The sequence below is a fragment of the Allocoleopsis sp. genome (genome assembly GCF_036703385.1).
Classification (GTDB): Bacteria; Cyanobacteriota; Cyanobacteriia; order Cyanobacteriales; family Coleofasciculaceae; genus Allocoleopsis.
On record NZ_DATNPA010000295.1, the window covers coordinates 50,280 to 69,857 of the forward strand.

Annotated in this window: 17 protein-coding genes and 1 pseudogene; 6 read left to right on the forward strand and 12 right to left on the reverse strand. The window is 47.6% G+C overall.

What is annotated here, in order from left to right; genetic code table 11:
* Positions 1–12 precede the first annotated feature (12 nt).
* Complete coding sequence (locus tag V6C93_RS14355; RefSeq protein ID WP_333477344.1) at positions 13–603, forward strand: ParA family protein; 591 nt, start codon at positions 13–15, stop codon at positions 601–603.
* The gene (locus tag V6C93_RS14360) at positions 596–841 is read left to right on the forward strand and encodes a hypothetical protein (RefSeq protein WP_333477345.1); all 246 of its coding nucleotides are present in this window, start codon (positions 596–598) and stop codon (positions 839–841) included. Before V6C93_RS14355 ends, V6C93_RS14360 begins: the two co-directional genes overlap by 8 nt.
* Before the next feature lie 77 nt (positions 842–918).
* Here the strand turns inward: V6C93_RS14360 and V6C93_RS14365 are convergent, their stop codons facing one another.
* Both V6C93_RS14365 and V6C93_RS14370 read right to left on the reverse strand, forming a co-directional pair.
* Entirely contained in the window at positions 919–1,305 is a 387-nt protein-coding gene (locus V6C93_RS14365; protein ID WP_333477346.1) for a hypothetical protein, read from the reverse strand.
* A 46-nt stretch (positions 1,306–1,351) separates the two neighbouring features.
* A complete protein-coding gene (locus V6C93_RS14370; RefSeq protein ID WP_333477347.1) occupies positions 1,352–1,498 on the reverse strand; it encodes a hypothetical protein in 147 nt (48 codons plus the stop codon).
* A 508-nt stretch (positions 1,499–2,006) separates the two neighbouring features.
* Here V6C93_RS14370 and V6C93_RS14375 point away from each other — a divergent pair.
* Positions 2,007–2,807: a hypothetical protein gene (locus V6C93_RS14375; RefSeq protein WP_333477348.1), complete on the forward strand. Its 801-nt coding sequence runs from the start codon at positions 2,007–2,009 to the stop codon at positions 2,805–2,807.
* A 13-nt stretch (positions 2,808–2,820) separates the two neighbouring features.
* On the opposite strand, the gene V6C93_RS14380 is transcribed toward V6C93_RS14375, so the two are convergent.
* From V6C93_RS14380 to V6C93_RS14400, 5 genes and pseudogenes are all read right to left on the reverse strand, one after another.
* Positions 2,821–11,310, reverse strand: coding sequence for a hypothetical protein (locus V6C93_RS14380; RefSeq protein WP_333477349.1), 8,490 nt, complete (start codon positions 11,308–11,310; stop codon positions 2,821–2,823).
* A gap of 65 nt (positions 11,311–11,375) precedes the next feature.
* A complete protein-coding gene (locus tag V6C93_RS14385) occupies positions 11,376–11,978 on the reverse strand; it encodes an SGNH/GDSL hydrolase family protein (protein WP_333477451.1) in 603 nt (200 codons plus the stop codon).
* Between the two features lie 14 nt (positions 11,979–11,992).
* A complete protein-coding gene (locus tag V6C93_RS14390) occupies positions 11,993–12,457 on the reverse strand; it encodes a hypothetical protein (protein ID WP_333477350.1) in 465 nt (154 codons plus the stop codon).
* Between the two features lie 24 nt (positions 12,458–12,481).
* Positions 12,482–13,099 (reverse strand): annotated as a pseudogene (locus tag V6C93_RS14395) (family 16 glycosylhydrolase); the annotation flags it as partial.
* Positions 13,100–13,188: 89 nt separating this feature from the next.
* Positions 13,189–15,324: a hypothetical protein gene (locus V6C93_RS14400; protein ID WP_333477351.1), complete on the reverse strand. Its 2,136-nt coding sequence runs from the start codon at positions 15,322–15,324 to the stop codon at positions 13,189–13,191.
* 49 nt (positions 15,325–15,373) lie between these two features.
* Between V6C93_RS14400 and V6C93_RS14405 the strand changes: the two genes are divergently transcribed.
* Entirely contained in the window at positions 15,374–15,841 is a 468-nt protein-coding gene (locus V6C93_RS14405) for a helix-turn-helix transcriptional regulator (protein WP_333477352.1), read from the forward strand.
* Positions 15,842–15,854: 13 nt separating this feature from the next.
* Here the strand turns inward: V6C93_RS14405 and V6C93_RS14410 are convergent, their stop codons facing one another.
* The 5 genes from V6C93_RS14410 to V6C93_RS14425 form a co-directional block, all read right to left on the reverse strand.
* On the reverse strand, positions 15,855–16,406 hold the full coding sequence (locus V6C93_RS14410; protein WP_333477353.1) for a hypothetical protein: 552 nt from the start codon (positions 16,404–16,406) through the stop codon (positions 15,855–15,857).
* A 48-nt stretch (positions 16,407–16,454) separates the two neighbouring features.
* Positions 16,455–16,901 (reverse strand): hypothetical protein, encoded by a 447-nt coding sequence (locus tag V6C93_RS14415; protein ID WP_333477354.1) that lies wholly within the window; start codon positions 16,899–16,901, stop codon positions 16,455–16,457.
* A gap of 161 nt (positions 16,902–17,062) precedes the next feature.
* Positions 17,063–17,944, reverse strand: a complete 882-nt coding sequence (locus V6C93_RS14420) for a hypothetical protein (protein ID WP_333477355.1) — start codon at positions 17,942–17,944, stop codon at positions 17,063–17,065.
* 86 nt (positions 17,945–18,030) lie between these two features.
* Positions 18,031–18,555: a helix-turn-helix domain-containing protein gene (locus tag V6C93_RS38255; protein ID WP_414644176.1), complete on the reverse strand. Its 525-nt coding sequence runs from the start codon at positions 18,553–18,555 to the stop codon at positions 18,031–18,033.
* Complete coding sequence (locus V6C93_RS14425) at positions 18,552–18,767, reverse strand: helix-turn-helix transcriptional regulator (RefSeq protein WP_333477356.1); 216 nt, start codon at positions 18,765–18,767, stop codon at positions 18,552–18,554. Before V6C93_RS14425 ends, V6C93_RS38255 begins: the two co-directional genes overlap by 4 nt.
* Before the next feature lie 61 nt (positions 18,768–18,828).
* Here V6C93_RS14425 and V6C93_RS14430 point away from each other — a divergent pair, with 61 nt between their 5' ends.
* The gene (locus tag V6C93_RS14430; protein ID WP_333477357.1) at positions 18,829–19,158 is read left to right on the forward strand and encodes a hypothetical protein; all 330 of its coding nucleotides are present in this window, start codon (positions 18,829–18,831) and stop codon (positions 19,156–19,158) included.
* Positions 19,142–19,555, forward strand: coding sequence for a hypothetical protein (locus V6C93_RS14435; RefSeq protein ID WP_333477358.1), 414 nt, complete (start codon positions 19,142–19,144; stop codon positions 19,553–19,555). Before V6C93_RS14430 ends, V6C93_RS14435 begins: the two co-directional genes overlap by 17 nt.
* Positions 19,556–19,578: the final 23 nt, after the last annotated feature.

Sequence of the window (19,578 nt, forward strand, 5' to 3'; positions counted from 1 at the left end):
TGGGATTTCAATATGATAGTGACAATCGCGTCGTTTAAGGGAGGGGTGGGAAAAACAACCACCGCCTTCCATTTGGCTGAATACTTCCACGCCCTATCCCCCACGTTGTTGGTAGATGGGGATGCTAATCGCTCTGCTGTGGAGTGGGCGAAGCGTGGGCGGGTGGATTTTAAGGTAGTGGATGAAAGGCTGGCGGCAAAGTTTAGCCGCCAATTTGAACACATTATTATTGACACCCCAGCTCGCCCCAGTGCCGAAGATTTGAAGGTTCTCTCTCAAGGTTGTGATTTGTTGGTGCTGCCAACGGCACCATCGGCGTTGGCGGTTGATGCAACGGTTCAGATGGTGGATGTGCTGCATAGTCTACAGACCCGATACAAAATCCTCCTCACCCTGATTCCTCCTCCCCCTCAAACAGCGGGGCATGATGCACGTAAAGCGTTTTCTGAAGAAGGGTTGCCACTATTTAAAACAGGTATCCGGCGACTGGCAGTATTTGAAAAGGCCGCGTTGGAAGGTGTGCCCGTAAATCAAATAAAAAACGCCTACGCTCGTGGTGCTTGGGAATCTTATGCTTCTGTGGGAGAGGAAATTTGTGGCTAAGAAAAAGAGTGAGAGTAAGTTTTCAGACCTAATGGCCTCACGTCGAGCTGACGCCCCACCACCGGAAGAGATGAAGGTTGCCAAGCGTAATAGCGATGAATATGTCAAGGCGAACTTCTACCTACCTAAAGATTTGTATAAGCGGCTCAAGGCGTTGTCAGTAGAACTTGAGCAGGATATGGGCGACCTGACGGCGCAAGCGCTTGAGGAGTGGTTAGCGCAAAACCCAAGATTATAGGAGCGCAGCATCTCAGGATTTTGGGGTGTTTACTGGGTAACAGATACAAAAAAGAGGGGTTATCCCCTCCTTCTTGCTCACAGCGCTTCTAACGTTTCTTCCTCAATCAATTCGAGCGTTGATGGTCGAAAGAAGCGTAGGTGTGTTTCATCGTCTCTAATGCAGGCTATATCTTTCAGCCCAATCGAATGGATTGTCAGGTGTCGTCCTTGCAAGGAATTTTGGATAGCGATAGCATCCCCGATGTATCTCACTCTAGCGCCTACCTGAAAATTAAAATCGGCAGTTAACTCCTCTGGTGCAAACGAATGTGCCATGATCTGGGATACATGCACCACGTAATTCTCAAAAATAGCCCCGCCATTAGGTAAATATGTAGGGAAAAAGGTTGTTAAGGTGACTGTTTCACCTATTTGGTATTTGATAGTGAATAAGCGATGATCGCCATTAATTCTGACTAGCATTGCGATTTCCTTGTCTAAAGGGCGGATATTCCCGCCCTAAAACGACTTAGTAACTAGGCTGTGTGGTTTCAGTTATCTCCCACAACGATTCTTGCCCTGGCGGCTCTGTTCCAGGCGCTTCAAACAAATCTGAGTTGTCATAGTCAGTTGTTTCGTCCGTTTCCTCCACTTGATCGCCATTTCGGTTTGGCATAATAAGTTATCTCCATGCGAGTGACCTGCGATCGCGTAAGTTTTCTAGGGCTGTGCGCGATCGCTTTTGATTTATATTTACATCCTGCTTACTGATTGTCAATACACAGATTATCAGTTAATCTATAATCAATGAATTGACGTACAGTAATGGAGATATCAGATTGAGTATCTGTTTGGTGAGAGTATACGCAGACATTTCCAAATGGTGGCCTCACGACGAAGCTGGGAAACCAGTTTCCGTAAATTCAGTATTCGAGCGTTTTAAAGGAACAAAGCTTGAGCTAACAAGGCATACACTCACCAGAGCGCTTGAGGGAAAGCTGGAAAAAGGTGATTTTGATAACCTAGTGAAACTGACTAGAATTTGCTCTGAGCTGTCTGGGCAACTAGTTACCCTAGAAGATTTGATCGTGATTGAAGACTGAGACTTTTACCTAGAATCGCGCTCGTCGATATTGGAGAGTCCACGAGCGCGATTGGGTGTTATCAACAAGGATTGACAACGAATGTCTAATTTAGCACTTTCTGAATACGGTGAAATCAGAGTAACGCCTTTTGGGCGTCATAGCGTGTATGACGTAATATGCGTTATTGGTAATCAGAAAAACCCTCATGAGGTCTGGAAGCGCTTGTGTGTGGCGCATCCAGAACTTCTCACAAAATGTGAGGACTTTCAATTTGAGGGAAGAGGGCAGCGGCTTACACCCACAACGTCCAAGCAAGATACGTTATATCTAATTGGACTGCTTCCTGGTGCTGTAGGCAGAGCTTATCGGGAAGATGCCGCCCGATTGATGATTGCGAAGCTAGAAGGTCGAGACATAACCACCACAGGGTCGGATCTGTTGGTCTTACAGCTTGCTGATATGCAATCCAAAATGCAGGAGATGCTGGCACAGAACCAACAAATAATGTTGGCAATCGCGTCTATGTGCCAGCAGCAAGGCATTCAAGTCCAATCTCTACAATCTCAGTTAGCACAACAGGATGCACGTTTAACTCAGTTTGAGCAGATTCGAGATGAGGCGATAGCAGACCTCAACACCCTTGAATCCCCATCAGTAGAAGCTGAGGAGTTGGGAACTAGGGCAAAAATTCGCCGCCTTGTAGCTGACTTTGTTGTCGCTAAGGGGTTGGGCTATCAGGAAGTGTATGCGCGACTGTATCGAGAGTTCCGCGACAGATACAGAACAGATTTATACCAGAGAGCGAAGAACAATGGGAAAAAGAAACCGTTAGATATTGCTGAAGAGTTGGGTGTAGTTGAGCAGCTGTACGCTGTTGCTACAGACTTGTTTGTTGGCTGACAACTAGTAGTTGTCAAAGCCCCAACTCTTTCCTCACTCCCTGCCAAATATCCATTTGCAATTTAATTAACGGTTCTTCCAAACTTTTTGCCTGCTCGGTGCTACTGCCAGCAGGCAAATGTATGTTGAAGGTGTTTTGTTGATCGAGTTGATTGGGCTGACGCTTTGCGATCGCGTCCACGGTTTTTTGCAACGCCTCAATCCGCGACTTCTCCGCTTCCACCTGTTTAGCTTGTTGAGGTGTGGCGCTGCGCTGAGGTACTACAAACTCATTGAGTTGAGCCAAAGCATCTTTCCGCAGTGCCTCATAGTCTACAGGCTTAGGCGCTTCTAGGGGAGTGAGGGCAGGGAAAGCGCTACGACGGTCATACCCTTGAGCCATTGAATTGTAGGCAGCATTACGCCCCATCGATTCAATGTTGCCCCAACCCACCCCTAACTGGTTGAACACCTCCCCTTGGATAAACTCTTTAAGCTCACGTTGTTGACCTATCGGGAGGTTTTGAGCGAGTTCGAGTTTGGCTTGTTGACCCTCCTGTATTTGTTGAGCTGCCTGTCCAGCTAATTCATACTTTGACAACTGAGCTTCATACTTACCCCGTGCTTCCAGTGCCTGTCCAGCGCCTTTAATGGCAGCACTGGCTTCGGCATACCCTTTTAAGGCATCTAACCGAGCTTGGATTTGCTCCGTGCTTTTCCCTTCCGCGATCGCGGTAATCACCCGTTCTTTCGCTTCAGCAAGCCTAGACTTGTTCTCAGCCTCCATCATCCGGATACGGGATTTTTCCTGCTCCAGTACGGCTTCACGCTGCTTGATTTGCATTTCCAAAACTTTGCGCTCACCTTCCTGCTGCTGAGCCAGGGAGTTGAGTTTAATCGCTGCGATCGCGGCTGCTATGTCGCGCTGTTTCCGCTCACTATTGGTGGTTTGGGAAAGGATGCTGAGTTGTCCGGCGTAGGCGTCGTTACGAGCTTTATTAACTTCGTTACGTTTTTCGAGTGCCGATTTCTCTTTCTCAATTTGGGCTGTCATCTCCTGCTGTTTGGCTAACAGCACATCCATCACACCCCCATCTTTGGCCTGACGCTGACGGATGTCCTGCTCCTCACGGGCATTTTGATTGAGTTCAGCTTGGGCGGCGATTTGCTCGTTGAGGTTTTCCTCCTGATTTTGGTAGACGGTATCTTGTTGCTGCAAGTTAGATAAGGCTAAGCGGTGCTGCTCCACCTGTTCCGCTGTCACCTTTTGCGTGGCTTGCAGCCTGCGGAAGTTAATATTCTCCTCCGCGATCGCGCGTTGGTTAGCAAGTTTGTTACTTTGAAGTTCGATTTTCTGCCTATCCAGGGCTAGCTTTTTGGTGGCTTCCCCACGCTTTAAGTTATCCCGTTCAAAAGCTTGAGCCTTACCCAAAGCGTCTAACCGAGCTTGAGCGGAGACGGCTTGCAGTTGGGCACTTAGCCGTTCATCAGAGGCAAGTTTCCCAATCCCATCAAGCTGCTGTTCCAATCCCTGCACCCCAGCTTGGAGTAAGGTGTTACGAGACTCGGCTAGCTCCTGTTGGAGCTGCATCTTAGCGGTAATTTGGTCAATTTGGTTGAGCTGAGCTTTATAAGCTTGGTTTTGTGCTTCCACTTGGTTGGTGATGCGTTGCTGCTGCACTTCCAATTCATGAACTACCGCTTGCATTTTGAGCTGGAACGACTTCTCAATCTGCTCTCGCTCCAATGCTCGGAGCGCCCGCTGCTGGTCGATAAAGGTGTCGGAGTTTTCCCCAGCGCGTTTACGGAGGTCTTCTAACCGTTTTCGGGCTAGCACCTGCCGCTCGGCATTAATGGCTAATTCCTGTTTTAACGTTTCTTGCCCTGCCTCGAACTGAGTGCGCTGGAGGAGTTTTTCAGATAGCGCAATTTCCGCGATCGCCTCTTCATGCACTTTTACCCGACGATCCAGGGCGTAATCTTCCATTGATCGCTGTAACTGGAAGCGCTTAACGAGGCTATCCCGCTCTAACTTGTTAACCTCCCGCAACTGGTCTTGGTAAACATCACTCTTCACCCCAGCGCGTTTACCAATGTCAGCCAGTCGAGTGCGGGCAAGCTTGAGGCGCTCGTTGTTAATGGCTATTTCTTGCTTTAACGTTTCCTGCTGGGCTTGACCTTGGGTTTTGAGGAACAGTTGCTCAGCTGCTTGGATTTTCTCAATCGCCTCTTCATGTTTCTTCACCCTGCGGTCTAAGGCGTAGTCTTCCTTCGCCCTACGCTCTTGGAAGGCTTTAGCCTCAATGTCACGCTCTAGCGCCCGTACCTCCCGCGCTTGGTCTTTATAAACATCGCTATTTTCCCCACTGGCTTTACGAATTTCTTCCAAGCGTTGTAGGGCAAGCTTTAACCGCTCTTTGGAAATTTCCTGCTCCTTCTGAAGCGTGGCAATTTGCACCTCCCCTTGCGTCTTCATGAAGGTGGTTTCCGCGTGCTGGAGTTCCGCGATCGCGTCTTGGTGTACCTTGACTCGACGTTCTAAGGCATAGTCTTCCTTCTGGCGGCGAATTTGTAAGCGCTTGGTTACCCCGTCTGTTTCAAGCTGCTCCAGTTGCGCTTGGAGGTCTTTATAAGCGTCACTGGTTGTATCGCTCATATCAGCAAGACGTTTCTTGAGCCGTGCAACGTTTTCGTCGTTGATTTTGGCTTCCCGTTCAGCCGTCGCGATCGCGCCTTGCCCTTCAGTAAGTTTTTGCTGGTCAACAAGGGATTTAATTTTGGCAATTGCGCGTTCTTCTGTTTTTACCCTGCGATCGGTGTAGTAGTCAGCATCCGCCTGCCGTTTCTCATAGTTGGTTTTATCTAACGCCCGTTCTGCTGCCCTGCGGTCTTGCTGAGCCTTAAGGTACTGGGGGGACTCTGCGCCATACGCTTCCAATATCCGGGCTTCTGTGGCTTTGGCATTTTCCACCCGCAGTTTGTCAATTTCAGCTTGTTGTCTCAGTCGCTCTTTTTGAGCTTGCCCAGCCGTTTTCAACCCCTGAGATTCAGCCGCATTAATCTTCTCAATCCCCTCATTAATGACCGACACACGGCGATCCATGATGCCTTGGTCAACTTTCCCCGCCGCTTCGATGAGAGATTGTTGCTGCTCTGGGGTTAAGATACTGCCTTTAAATTTAAAATCTGGGGTGTCTACATCTATCTCTAAATCCCCAATTTCCTTTAATAATTTTTGCGCCAACTCCTGACTAATAGCCCCACTATCAAACGCCTGCATAATCCGTTCTTGGGCAGCATCGGCTTCTTGCTGCATTTTTTGCAAGTCTTCGGCGCTAGAAACATCCTTAGCGGTTTTGGCGTTATCTAAAAAGTCTTTAATTCCGGTTATTAATTGGTTGTTAACCCTCCTCTGCATGGTAGATGTGTTATTCATCCCCGTCTCAATATCTCCAAATAAGTCGTTATACCGAGCTTTTAAATCATCTGGAGAGTCCTTCATTAATTTCATCAAGTCCCCCTGCTGCGTCTTGAGGTTCTTGATGGTATTGTCACTGCTTAAGTTGGCGTTGTTTTCATCGATACGACCCGCGATCGCTTGGATGTTTTGTAGGTACTTCTCTTGCTTTTTAAGGTTCTCGTCTAACGCTGCACTTTCTTTATTTAAAGCGTCAACTTGTACTTGCAGCTGAGCTTTTCTCGCCTCTTTAATCTTAGGGTCTTCGAGTTGTTTAGTTAGCCGTTGTACCGCTTCGTCATTTAACTTAGTTTGCGCCTGTACCGCCTCTCTGTTAGCCTTGGTAACATCGTCAAACATCTTACTGTCTAACGCATTAGCTCCACGCTTTACTGCGTCTTCTTTGGCTTTATCCAGTAGCTTTTGAGCGTTATCGCTAGCCATCTTACCTTTAGCAGTCTGCCACTCCAGCTTTTTGCCGTCTAACAGCATCTTCTGGATAAATTCATCCTGTTTTTGGAACGCTTCAGTCATGGGACGCTCCATCATCTCTTGAGCGCCATCCTTGACCATTTTGAAGAAGCCATTTACTGTACCATCAAGGCTATTAATTTGTTCTTCAAGCTTTCCAAAGGTAATCGCGTTAGCCAGTTTCTTACCTGCGTCACCGACCTTTTTACCAAGTTCATCGATAGCTTTCCCAGCCTTACCACCTGTGAATAGGTTTAATACCCCTTTAATGGCATCTCCAGCCAATCTAAAAGGGAGGGTAATTAAGTTAGCCGCTGTGTTTAATAAAGGGAATACAACCGTATTTAAAAACCCTGTATATTTCTGGGTTTCATCGCGAGTTAGACCAATATACTTGAGTGTTTCGTGAAGCCAACCTTTATCTTTTTCAACAGGCTTAGCTGTCTCATCTTTAGTCTTACCCAGTTCCTCCCGCATTTTCTGGAGTTCTGTTGTGGTAGTGCTGACCTCCTTGCCCGTCTTGGAGAATTCAGACCCTACCCAACCCAGCATTTGCCCAATTTCCTTGAACACCATAAATGCAGTGATGGCAGCGCCAATGGCAACAACAATGGGGAGCAATGGTGCTAAGGCTGTCCATAAAGCTGAGATAGCACCAGTTAGAAAACTGGTTGCGCCGGCCGCCATCCCTAACCCTGGAGTAACGCCATTAATTAATAAACCGGGAAGGGTGTTCAAAAAACCTAGAAATCCCTTAGCTCCACCTTGAACCCCTTTCAGGGAGCCTGCAAATAACTCAGTGGCTTTTTTGCCAGCACCTAAAGCATTTGTATACCCCCCTTTAATTAAGTCAGGGATAGACGAGATAGCGGTCTTAGCAGCTTCAATGCTGGCTGTAAAATTCTGTTTACCCCCAGCCACAAGGTCAGTAAGGCTAAACTTACCCGCACCTTGGCGCATGGCTTTGAATTTTTCAGTGAAAGCGGCTAGCCCATCTGTCGCTGCACTTAATCCCTTAGCAAAAATATCAGTGAATTTTAAGGTGGATTGAATTGCCCCAGCATTAGATTTCATTGCCATTGTGTTTTTAAACATGGCAATGTTTTGTAAGTTAATTTCTCCAGTTAAAAAGGCATTTATCTTGCCTAATAACCCTCGTGCCTCGGTATTAACAACGGTAGCCGTTGTATTTTTGGCTTTTTCCTCAGTATTAATCTCTGTGGCGGTAGAACTTGCGGCTTCTGCGGTGGTGTCAACAGCCGTGGTAGCGGCATGAGCGGCTTTAACTTCAGTGTTAGCCGCTACTTGAGCCGTGTTTACCTCAACTACCCCATTCACCACTTCCAGGGTTTGCCACTCGTCATCATCAGCGAGGGAAACTGCCGCGTTAGCTGCTTTAACTTCGGTGTTAGCAGCCGTTGCAGTAGAGTTGGCTTCTACAGCTCCAGTAGCGTAGTCTATGGTGGTAACTGAGGTGTCGTCAGCAAGACTTACCGCTTTGTTTTGGGCGGTAACAACCGTATTTTCCACCGTGGCTTCAGTGGCTTTCTTGGTGGCAAAAGCTGTAGCGAGTTCTGCCTCTGCTTTGGTACTTTGAGCCAAGGCTGCCGCTTCAATGCTACGAGTTTCAGCAATCGTGGCAGCGTTATTTAATTCAATCGCCTTCGTTGCCGCCTTATTAGCTGTAACTTGTGCTGTTTGGGCGGCTTGTTGAGTTCCAATGGCTTTGGCATTAAGTAGGGCATTATTTCCCCCAGCTTCATCAGCGGCGGCTTTGGCGGCTGTTGCGACCGCAGCTTTCTCTGCGGCAACGGCTTCTAAATCTAAGGCGGCTTGAGTCGCTTGACTGGCTTTACTCCGTGCCAATACAGCCGCTTCTGAAAGTTTAGCCGAACTCACCTCAGCCGCCGCTGCCGCTTGGGAGGCACGGATACTAGCATTTTTATTAGCTAAGTCGGTGTTATGAGCCAGGTCTTTTGCCGCTTGGTTAGCTTTAGTAGCTTCTACCGTTTTTAAATCTGCGGCGGCTTGAGCTTGGGACGCTTTAGCACTTGCTTCATCAGCTAACGCACGCGATCGCGCAGATACTGCTGCCGCTTCATCAGCTTCAGCATTCAGTTTGGCATTCACTCCCCCAGCCGCTTCTGCCTCAGCTCTTAGTTCAGCGGCAACTGTTGCCGCTTGGTCAGCTTCGGCAGATAGGGTAACTGCGGTGGCTTTAAGTTTTTCCGCTTTTTCGGCTAACTTACTGGCAGCCACTTGGGCTGTGGTGGCTTTGCTACGAGCATCTTCCGCCTGTTTCCCTAATGCCGAAGCTTTAGCCGCCTCCTGTTGAGCCGCTACCACAGTGGTCATCACATTGGCACCTTGCTGCTGGATGCCAAATAACCGCATCAGTGCGCCGGCGTAGTCTTTTTGGTTGACCACCATATCCCGCAGGATTTTGCCCTCATTGAGCAGTTGCCCCGACCACAACAGGGAGGACACCCGTGCCATGAGATACATTTTCCCCAGGTTGAATAGCATCCCGGTGAAGGTACCCCCAACCTCGGTGAGCTTGTTCAATCCGATCGCGGTAAGTGCTGATGCGGCAATAAACTGCTTCATCGGCTCAGGCATATTCTTGAACCGTTCGAGCATGTTATTGAGGAAGTCGATAAAGGGGGTGAGCATGGGTAACATGCGCTGCCCAAACTCTTCCATAACACCCTTGAAGCCATTCATCAGCGCCTGAGCTTTCATCATGGTGCTTTCACGGCGCTTGTCAAACATCTTGTCCAGACTGTCGGCACCGGCTGCACTGACCTGCTCAATGGTTTTCCCCGCACCTTCGATATCCTGTACTAGGCTATAAAACGCCTGAAAGCTGTAATCATTGGCAAAGATTTTCCGCAGGCTTTGAATATTACCGCCAGCTTTTTTGTACAAATCTTGCAATACCGGGAGTAAGTCTTTCTGCTGGATGGTGAATTTGTCAATCCGTACCCCCAACTTGTCCAACTCATCTTGTGCAGGGCCGGAGAAGTTGGTGATGTCTTGTAGCAAATTTCCCAACCGAGTTGCCGCTTCCCCAGGGGGTCCCGTTTGGGTGAGCTTGGCGTAAATTCCCAAAGTTTGTTCCAAGGGAATATTTGCCGCTGAAGACGCACTGGATAGTTCCCCAATGGCACCGGTGAGGTTACCCATATCCAGCTGACCCACTTCGGTAGTAGCCGCAAACTGACCTAATACCTTCGCCGTGTCCCGCATGTTGATTTTCATGGGAGCCATTGCGTTGGTAACAGCATTAATGGCTTGGGCTTGGTCAATTTGTCCAGCAATAGCGGCTTTCCCGGTCGCCGTCATCAACATATTGGACTTGGCTAAGGTGTCGGCTCCAGCGGACATCGCGTAATAACTTGCCTGCGCGGCATCGGCATTACTAATGAGGTTCTTGAGTGGGCCACTGGTTAATACCTGCATATTGGCAAACAGCTTCCCAGTTCCCTCGCCGGCAGCGGTGCTTAGGGTTTGGAGGTACGCCAATTTGTCCTCAACTTGGGCAAATGCTGTAACCGTCACCTTGGCGAAATTCTTTGCCGCTTCAGCATTGGTGAGCAACCCTTCCCCCACAACACCAATTTGTACGGCAAGTTCTGCCATTGAGGTATCTACCCCCATTGCCTGGAAGGTTTCAAACCCCTCATTTAACCCCTTGAGGCGTAAATAGGCATCACGTATGGCAGTTGCCATGCCCGTAAACATCTTTACCTGTTCACGGAAATCTAGAAACTTAATAGTGAGTTGTGCAAGTTCCTTGACCGCCCCTTTTCCTACTGCGCTTAATGCAGTCGCGATCGTGCGGATGGTTTTGAGCTTGTCTCCAAATAGCATGGTTTTGACACCAAGCTTGTCAAACATCTCCGCCGCACTTTTGGCTTGGTCAATGAGTTCCGGTAGCTGTTCTTCGGCAAATTCTTTAGTCGCCTCCACGAGGCGATACATATCACCTGCAATGTCGGCAATTTTGACCCCAGTCCCCAAACTTCCTAGGGTTTTACTTAAGCCTAAAAATACACCGGCGGCGGCGCTACCTGCCGCACCCATACCACTTAACTTATCGGCAACATCGGCGGAAAAATCAGCAACACTTTTGAGTGAACCAATGAGCGGCTTGCTAACCGCGTTTAATACCGCAAAACCTTTACCAACTGCTGACTGGGCATCGTCAACGTCGTGCCACAGGTCACCCAAGGGACCAAGGACGGTATTAACAAAACTAACTTGCTTCCCCAACCCCAGAGCCGAGGCGGCTATTTTGACAAACCCTTGGTTGGTGATATCAGTGACTTTGGCAGAAGTAGTAAATGAGGACGCGATCGCGCCTGCCCCATCACCAACTGCGTCAAAGGTATCTTGACCTTTTCGGAGGGTACCTGTTAACCCTTTAAACGCTTTTTCAAATAACCCCGATTCATCTCTTAATTTGGCTAACTCTTCCTTACCTGAACCAACGCCATCTGCTAGGCGATCGAATCCATCAGACGCCGCATTAAGAATTTTGGAAAAGCCATCGTCTTTTCCTTGGAAGTTAAGGATTGCGTTGGTTTCAGCCATAAAAAAAATAAGAATAGAAAATTCGCCTACACGACCAAAGTGTGTAGGCGAATAATTACGTGAAATTAGGATTGCATCACAGCTATTACGGCATCTGCTATTGCACGATGCCCAGCATCAACAGGGTGAATCCCGTCACTGTGAAGCAGCGAAGTACCACCTCTACTCTCCATAAAGCTATACACATCCACATATTTAGTGGAGTATTGTGCCGCTATTGCTGCCGAAGCTTGACGAAATTGAGCGTACTCCGCATCAGAACCACCAGCAAGCGCCCCTGTTAGCGTCGCCCAAATGCCGGGGCGAACATAACTAGGCGATAAAACAAAGATGTCGTTTCGGCGCATACCGTAGGCTAAACGCCCTTCGACAATTTCGCCTAAATCATTTCGGAAGTTATCAACATTCATGCTGCCTGAATGCCAGCAGTCGTTAATACCACCCATGATAAAGAAGAGCCCAGCGTTGTTACCAAACGACGTAGAAGCACAGCGATCGCGGAAATTATTGGCAACAGTGGAATCTGATGGGTCGGAGTTTTGCAACGATGTCCCAGCCATTCCTGCATTAATTTCTGTTAATCCCAAGGCACTAGCGACCAAGGTAGACCAACGTTTTTGTGGGGTACTGGCATAATATCCCTCAGTGACACTATCACCCAGAAATATTGCTTTCCCCCGATCTAGAAAAAAGAGCGCGTTTTGGGGATAGACACATTCAGACCAACCGCCGCATTGTCAGTTGCATTAAGTGCCACCGTGCCATCTTTACCTACAAACAAGTAAGCCGTTTTCACAGCCCCACTGGCATCAGAGCAACTAATTGGCATATTCCAGCCCACATCAGGTCTGCAATCGGGAGGAAGCGTAAACAACACGATAGCACCAAGAGTCCCACTCTTAAGTGTTCCGGCAATCCGAATAAAATTGCCATCTAGACAATAAGCCAATTCAGGAAAATCAGCACCAGAGTTAACCCAACCTCCACCAATTGTGGTAACTTTTGTCCACTTGGCACTACCGGGCGCGATCGCGCTTTTGGCAATAGAGTCAAAACTTTTGGTGTCTGGATTCCAAGCGAGTAGGGTTTGATTTTGAAATTGTGTAGGGTCGGTTTTTGGGGTAATAGAGGAAGCTTTGATTGCCATTTTTCTAAGGTTTTAGAGAGATTTTTACAAGCCCAGGGTATTGCCTGATTCGTCGGTTAGAGCGTTTGTTCCATCACTCAATACCGCAGGTTGGTAGGAGTAGTTTTTGTACTGAGCTGACACCGGTTGGGTGTAATTAAAGCTACCCATCCAGCTTGAATTAGCTGCATCTCCAGCCCACAGGTTAATTAGGATTCTTTGAGGAATACTGGAAGTTTGCCCAAGGTACTCCCGCACCAATTGCCCATCCACGTACCACCTCAAGGAGTTAGGAAGCCACTCCAATGCGTAATTGTGAAAATCGGCAGTTGCGTCAAACGAGAGGGGTATGAACTCCTCGTGTGTTACGTCATTAATCCAAAAATTAGTGCGCAAGGTGTAGGGGTCAAGTCCTAGAATTTCCACGATGTCGTTTTCATCATGCTGCTGTCCGTCAGTTGACCCAGTGTAGGTGAAGAACGAAGACATCAATCCCGCACCTGGGGCAGCTTTCATATCAACGCTGTAATACCCATAAGGTTCAACCAGTTGCTCGGTACGATATTCCCCGCTACGGTACGGTTTTCCAGAAGCTGGATTATTCGTCAGAGTGAGGGTTGTAGTATCACCGGAGAAACTCACGGAGTCAGCAGTCCAACCAACATTAAAGGGACTGCCATTTGTCCAACCATCACTCTTTGTCCAGCCTGTCCAACCGCTAGAAGCGCCTGATACAGGGGCGGTATCAGACGCTACGCCTTTACCGTAATCTTGTTAGAGGTAATGGTCTGATTATCAATTACAGCTTTGAAGTAGTAATCCCCAGCACTGAATCCTAGGGCTGACAACGGTGCGCTGGAAGAGAAGTTTCCAGACGCATCTAGTGCCAAGTTGAAAGTGGCGAAGTTCACATCGCTACCATTAAACCACTGGTATGTGAATGACTTATTGGCATTAGCACTTCCACCGCCTGTTACTGCAAAGGTAACAACATCATTAGCGGCAAGTGAGGGATTTAGGGGTGACAATGTGGCCGTAATTGCAGGGGTATTGCTACCACCTGATGTACCACTTCCTCGATAGCCACGATGGAACCACACGTCAATCACGCCACTCTTAACAGAGCCATCGGCATTCATCACCGTTGTTGCGACTCCTGGCATCCCCAAGAAACTCACCACATAAGTAGTGCCGGGATAGGTTTCGTCGGGTGGTGCGATCGCGGCAAAGGGTGAGGCATTTTCACTGAACCGAGTGCGAGCAAAGTCAGCCTGCCCTAAATCCACCGTAAAAGTGGTTTGGGTGTAAGTCGCTCCAGCTCTGGTGACTTGAGTCACAACCCCATTAACCAATGTCTTGATGGGATTATTGGATTTGAACTGCGCCAAAATCGCGTCTGATACTTGCTGAGCGGTTTGGCGCGTATTTTGCAGGTCGGTAATAGCCGTAGTCTGCTGGGTGTTAACCGCGATCGCGCTATCAACGTCAGTTCTTAACCCTGCCAGTAGCCCATCTTGGGTATTATTTTTGGCCGTGTTGGCATCAACGTCTGTGCGAAGTCCAGCTAACAACCCATCTTGGGCGTTGTTCTTGGTTGTATTCGCATCAACGTCAGTACGCAACCCGGTGAGCAGCCCATCCTGCTGCGTATTCCGGGCAACGGCACCATCAACATCAGTTCTTAACCCTGCCAGTAAGGCATCTTGCTGCGTGTTCCGTGCGATCGCGCCATCAACGTCTGTTCTTAAGCCAGCAATTTGCGTATTTTGCTGGTTATTAGTAGCAATAGCACTGTTAACATCCGTTCGCAGCCCTGTTAGTAAGCCATCTTGCTGCGTATTTTTTGCCGTGTTCGCGTCAACGTCAGTACGAAGCCCTGTTAGTAGGCCATCTTGCTGCGTATTTTTTGCCGTCGCCGCATCTACATCGACCCGAAGTCTAGCTGTTGTGGTATCTAGCCCATCTAACCGAGTGGTTTGAGTCGCGTCTAACTGCTCGTTAGCCGTTAGACGGGTATTGAGACTGGAAATAGCGCCATCTTGCGCCGTATTAACCGCCTCAATTGCACCCAATCGGGTGTTTTGAGCTTGGTCTAGCTGCTCGTTACTGGTAAGGCGCGTTTGTAAGTCGGTAACATTGGTTTCAAGCGTGGAAACTCTGTCCCTAAAACTCTGCGCGATCGTGAGTTCAGTTTCCCCGGTGGTTGAGTTGACTTTGGTTGCCAACCAGCCATTTTCAAACGCCAGCCGGATGGTATTTCCAGTGGTGTAAATGGGAGGGGCAGAACCGAGGTCAGAGCTACGACCAAATGGCACGAAATCGGCGCTACCCCCACTGGGGTCGTCGATCATCAACCAAAAGGTATTTTCGCGATCGCTGTAAACCAGTAGCCCCGCTGCCATTTGTACAGAAAGAACTCTTGTAGGGGTACCGTTGTTGAAATAGTAAATTCCAGTATCGGGATTAGATGCCCCTTGGTCCCACAAAAACCAGCTATGCCAATCTGTAGCAGGGGCTGAAGTGTTAACGCCAGGGACAGATGATGGGGTTGGTGCGGTACTCCCTGCATACCTATCAGCTACCGTCCGCTTACTAACCCCTTCAATCGCCTGCTGTAACCTTTGTTCTGCTAGCGTGTCACCATTGATACGCGCTTGTGTTTCGGTATTTAATGCTGTATTCAGTGCCGCAACAGCCGCTTCTCTAGCCGCTGTTTGCTCCTGCACCGCTTTGGTGAGCTGACTGACAACCACCATCTCGTTGGCAGCCACACCCTCTTTTGCGATCGGGTTGGGTACCGTTGTAAAATCTAGGCTAACCCACGCCTTTTGCCGCCCGTCAAGTACCTGCGCCATAAATTCCGTAGTTTCGACAATACTCAAGCTCATGCTATGGGTTTTAGAATTGTTGAAGAGGGCGTTTCCTGAATGAGTAAAGATGCCTGAATGCCAGATCGAATCGGGAGTGCTGGATGCTGGGCACACACTTGACCCCAACGGGATTGCAGCAAAAAAACTAGGCGAAGAAATTAGAAATGAGCGTAAAAAACAAGGGTTATCTCAAGCGGAGTTAGCCCAAAGAGCAAGCAACGGTCTGTATTTTAAAGCCGTTTCGGAAATTGAGAGAGGGAAGCAGTGGCCCACGGTTCCTCAGCTTAAGGCGATCGCGCATGTCTTAGATGTAGATGTAAAACGTTGGCTTATTCTCTACACCTACTTTGTAGTGTTTGAAGGGTTTAACAAAACAGGAAAGTGCATAATAAAAGGCTCGCGCGAAATTGTTCGCACGAAGCCTATATGTTCTATGCAGGATGTTGTCGAAATTCAGTCCTACCTAAAGGATAATTACTACCCGCAGACTTGCAACTTGTTGGTGACGTTTTATAGCCTGTTGCGATCGGGTTGACATCGAATAGTTGTCAACCAACATTCCGATGGGGTGTCCCTAAAACAACGTCTTGCGATCGCGGCTGTAATCCGCCACCAATTACGACGCTACCGGGTAGAGGCGAGCTGTCGCTTAAAGGTGATAGGTAGAAAAAGTCGCCATGCCTGCTGTGATATGCTTTACCCCAATACTGTATTTCTTCACACTTAATCCGAAACCGTCCCCCCTTATAAAATCCAGAAATACCAAAATCTTTAGATTCAACTGTCACATAATTCGGCTTTCGCTCAACAATGTGGCATTTTTCGTAATAGACATACCATTCACCACCAACTGAGTAGCGTCTGCCTCGGTATAAAACATCTACGCGCTTAAGGTTTATTTGTTGTGCTAACGCCTTAGCCTCCTTTTCAAGTAATTGAGAAAGTCTAGATCTTAACTGAACGCCATACGCCACCGCGCCTGTTAGAGCATTTCGCATCTCGTCCGTAACTTCTTTTGCCGTCGTTATCTTTTCAACTGCGGCGTCAGTTATTTTTTGTGCCGCTTGTAATTGTTGTTGGATTTCAGTGTAGGTTGACATTGTGTTACCTCAAAAAAAAACAAATTGCGATCGCGTACTGCGTTTAGACTAGCAGCCGCGATCGGGTTGAGATTTTTCCCACAATTCAAGTACCGTGATCGCGTCTTTGATTTTCTCAAACCCAAACTTCCCCAGGACATGCACTAGCGGTTCTACAAAATCTTGGTTAAAGCCTTGTTCTCTTGCTAGCTGTAGTAGCTGGAATTCCACCAAACAGCGCTCGATAATTTGCAGCGCTATGTCGAGCTTGGGTGCGCAATCATTGAAGTCCGAAAACTCCTCTAGATGTTCGGTATTGTAGTAGACCTGCTTATCAGGCTTGAAGTAGTCAAACTCCTCAAACCCTTCTATTGGTACTAGCGAGAATAACCACTCAGCCTCTACACCCCTAACGTGGAACCAGAAATAATAATTGCCAATTGGGCCTTCAAAATCGTAATAAGACGATTGTCTTTGAATTGTTGCGCCTAACTGCTCTAAACGATTAATATCCATTTCGACTCGCGCTCCTTTTTGCTTTTGTTGCCGCGATCGCGTACTGCGTTTTTAGGCTAGCAGCCGCGATCACGATGACAACTATTAGTTGTTAATCGACTTTCGACTTTAGACGGGAATCAACAGAACTTGTGCTACCAGTCGTATATTGCCAGATTTTCTTACTCATATGTAACAACAATGTCTAAGTTGTCACACACCAGTGCTATTGTGTTTTTGGTATTTGTGTTGATTTCTTTTGCACCAAATAAATGTATTCGACGACCTCTATCAGGAAAATGCAACTGGTATGCTAAAACCTGTCCGACAGCGGATTTCCACTGACTAAAATGTTTTATTTCTATAACATCTGTTGCTGTCAAGATGTCGATACTACCGCTTGGCGTTGAAACCTCGGTTCTCCCTGCCAACTGAATTGCTAAACGTTTTTGCACTTTTTTCTCTGGTGATACATAACTGCGACGACCAACCAAGGGCGTATTTACTGTTTGATCGCTTAGCCACTTAGCTGTACGGTTTGCCAAAAACTGCTCAAATCTCCAGAACGCTTTTTTCTTGATTAATTCAGAAAACCCCATTTCGATTAAAACAGCGCTTTCAACAAGTAAAGCTGGCAGGGTTCCAAAAGTTTTCCACTTTAGCATTGTGTCAGAGACATTCATAAGTGCTAGTGGTATTGGTAAGCAACAATCAGTAGCGGTATCGATTATCTCAGATGGCGCTATTAGGCAATGATCGATTGCGCTTAAGATACTTGCCTTGCCCATCTCCATGCGTTCTGTGGCATAATCTAAACCAAAAGTCCGCATTTCTAGTACTGACATTTCTGGGTGAGACAAATCTAGAAAAATACACTGAAGGGTCAGCCAAGAGGCATAAACTTTTAACGGTTTGCCGATGAAGTCGATGCAAATTTGAACTAGATCCGAATCCTGTCCCCATTTATCCTCTTGTATGCACTCGTTGATGTAGTCCTTGATTTTGCTCTTATCAACAATAGATAAGTTGAGGTTTCCTACTTCTAGAACTTTAGGTTCTGTCATAATTGATTAGTCCTCTATGTTTGTGGTGGGCAGCGATCGCATCCCTGAGGTTGTCCAGACGCGCAGGGTGTGGTCGCAACAAATAGTTATTTCAGTAAATCCGCCAGTTCTCGTGGGCTTCTTTTACTAACGTCACAAAGATTAGCCCACTGTTCTAAGGTTAAACGGGGAGAATGTGTACTCCTTTCCCAGTTTGAGATTGTTTGATCTGTTACGCCAATTGCATTCCCTAACTCTCTTTGGGTCATCCCCAAAGACTCTCTAAGTCTAATCAACGGTGTATTTTCTACCTGTTCACTAGGTACTGGGAGTTTTGACTCTTTGTTTAAGGGTGGCTTGAACCACTCAATTAAGGCTTTTTCAATTCCAGCCAAAAGGGAAGTGTCGGAAACATCTATCCAGCAAAGTTTTGAGCAATTGTGCGCTATTAGCGCTGTTCGTTTGTGATGACTGCGCCAACGCATACGCATGTTTCCGGACTGCCCAACGTATAAAACTTGATCATCTTCTGATAGGGCTATATATATCCCTGAAGCAGATGGGAGGGATTTGCACCAAACAAAAGGAATAGAAGGAAGTTGAGAAACGTTTATCTGGCAAGGTTGTATCACTTCTTCCCTCCTTTGTGCATTGATTGTTCGATTGCTTCTCCGATCTCATCGAATGACCGCTCGAACAGCCGCATCAGTTCCTTGATGTTTGTGTAGCGGGGTTCATACTTCCCGGCCTCCCAGTCTCGAACGGTTGAGGCAGAAACCCCTGTTGCAGCACCCACTTGGGTTATTGTTAGTCCCAAACTTTCTCGTAGTTCTCTCATATTCATGTAATGACTCTTCTCCTAAATAATATCATTCCGCTTGCGATTCCGCACGGAATTCTGTAGAGTGGAAGAGTCAAATCAAAAGCGATCGCGCACAGCCTACAGAACTCACGCGATCGCTGCCCAAGTACATGGAGCATCTCAATTATGGACTGGTTTCGGTCTAGACAGAAATCCAGCAGTAACGAGCTGGGGGATTATCTACCCGATGGTGGAGAACAACAATACGAGCAAAGCGAAAGGATTCAAGCACCAACCCGAAAAATTGCAGAAAAAGAGTGTGACGCGATTGCAACGACATACGGTGGTACAGAGCCGAATGTTGAACGGGTTGATAAAGGTTTGTTCGATTGCAAATTTAAATTGTGGGGCTAAAAATGAGCGAAATACTTAAACGTGCATGGGGCAGTAACCCACCAACAATTTTCTCTATTAGTCAGCCTATGCCTGATTCTCCGGAGCTTCCGTTGACAGGTGGTGGGACTGCACGTATGCCTCTGCATCGCTACCTTGAGGATTTACAAAGGGATTTGAAGCGTCAAGTCGGAAAATACTACGCGTATGTCTGGGAGTTTTACGAATCAGGCGATGAGGCTGATATTTATACGCTTCAAACGTGGCAGGTGTGTACACCTAATGACAATGTTCATGAGGCCGTGGTGATTTTGTACTATGCCGCATTAAACCCTTATCTAACAATCAAGAAACACATGGGGGATGATTTAGCGCAAGAATACAAGGAACAACTTGAGCGCATTGAGATGCTTGAACACTTGATATCGCTTGACTAGACTGACAACTACTAGATGTCATC

What these genes read in the sequence shown, in the direction of transcription:
- V6C93_RS14355 (WP_333477344.1), top strand. Translation starts at nt 13, where the DNA reads ATGATAGTGACAATCGCGTCGTTTAAGGGAGGGGTGGGAAAAACAACC.
- V6C93_RS14365 (WP_333477346.1), bottom strand. Translation starts at nt 1,305, where the DNA reads ATGCTAGTCAGAATTAATGGCGATCATCGCTTATTCACTATCAAATAC.
- V6C93_RS14370 (WP_333477347.1), bottom strand. Translation starts at nt 1,498, where the DNA reads ATGCCAAACCGAAATGGCGATCAAGTGGAGGAAACGGACGAAACAACT.
- V6C93_RS14375 (WP_333477348.1), top strand. Translation starts at nt 2,007, where the DNA reads ATGTCTAATTTAGCACTTTCTGAATACGGTGAAATCAGAGTAACGCCT.
- V6C93_RS14380 (WP_333477349.1), bottom strand. Translation starts at nt 11,310, where the DNA reads ATGGCTGAAACCAACGCAATCCTTAACTTCCAAGGAAAAGACGATGGC.
- V6C93_RS14390 (WP_333477350.1), bottom strand. Translation starts at nt 12,457, where the DNA reads ATGGCAATCAAAGCTTCCTCTATTACCCCAAAAACCGACCCTACACAA.
- V6C93_RS14400 (WP_333477351.1), bottom strand. Translation starts at nt 15,324, where the DNA reads ATGAGCTTGAGTATTGTCGAAACTACGGAATTTATGGCGCAGGTACTT.
- V6C93_RS14405 (WP_333477352.1), top strand. Translation starts at nt 15,374, where the DNA reads ATGCCTGAATGCCAGATCGAATCGGGAGTGCTGGATGCTGGGCACACA.
- V6C93_RS14410 (WP_333477353.1), bottom strand. Translation starts at nt 16,406, where the DNA reads ATGTCAACCTACACTGAAATCCAACAACAATTACAAGCGGCACAAAAA.
- V6C93_RS14415 (WP_333477354.1), bottom strand. Translation starts at nt 16,901, where the DNA reads ATGGATATTAATCGTTTAGAGCAGTTAGGCGCAACAATTCAAAGACAA.
- V6C93_RS14420 (WP_333477355.1), bottom strand. Translation starts at nt 17,944, where the DNA reads ATGACAGAACCTAAAGTTCTAGAAGTAGGAAACCTCAACTTATCTATT.
- V6C93_RS14425 (WP_333477356.1), bottom strand. Translation starts at nt 18,767, where the DNA reads ATGAATATGAGAGAACTACGAGAAAGTTTGGGACTAACAATAACCCAA.
- V6C93_RS14435 (WP_333477358.1), top strand. Translation starts at nt 19,142, where the DNA reads ATGAGCGAAATACTTAAACGTGCATGGGGCAGTAACCCACCAACAATT.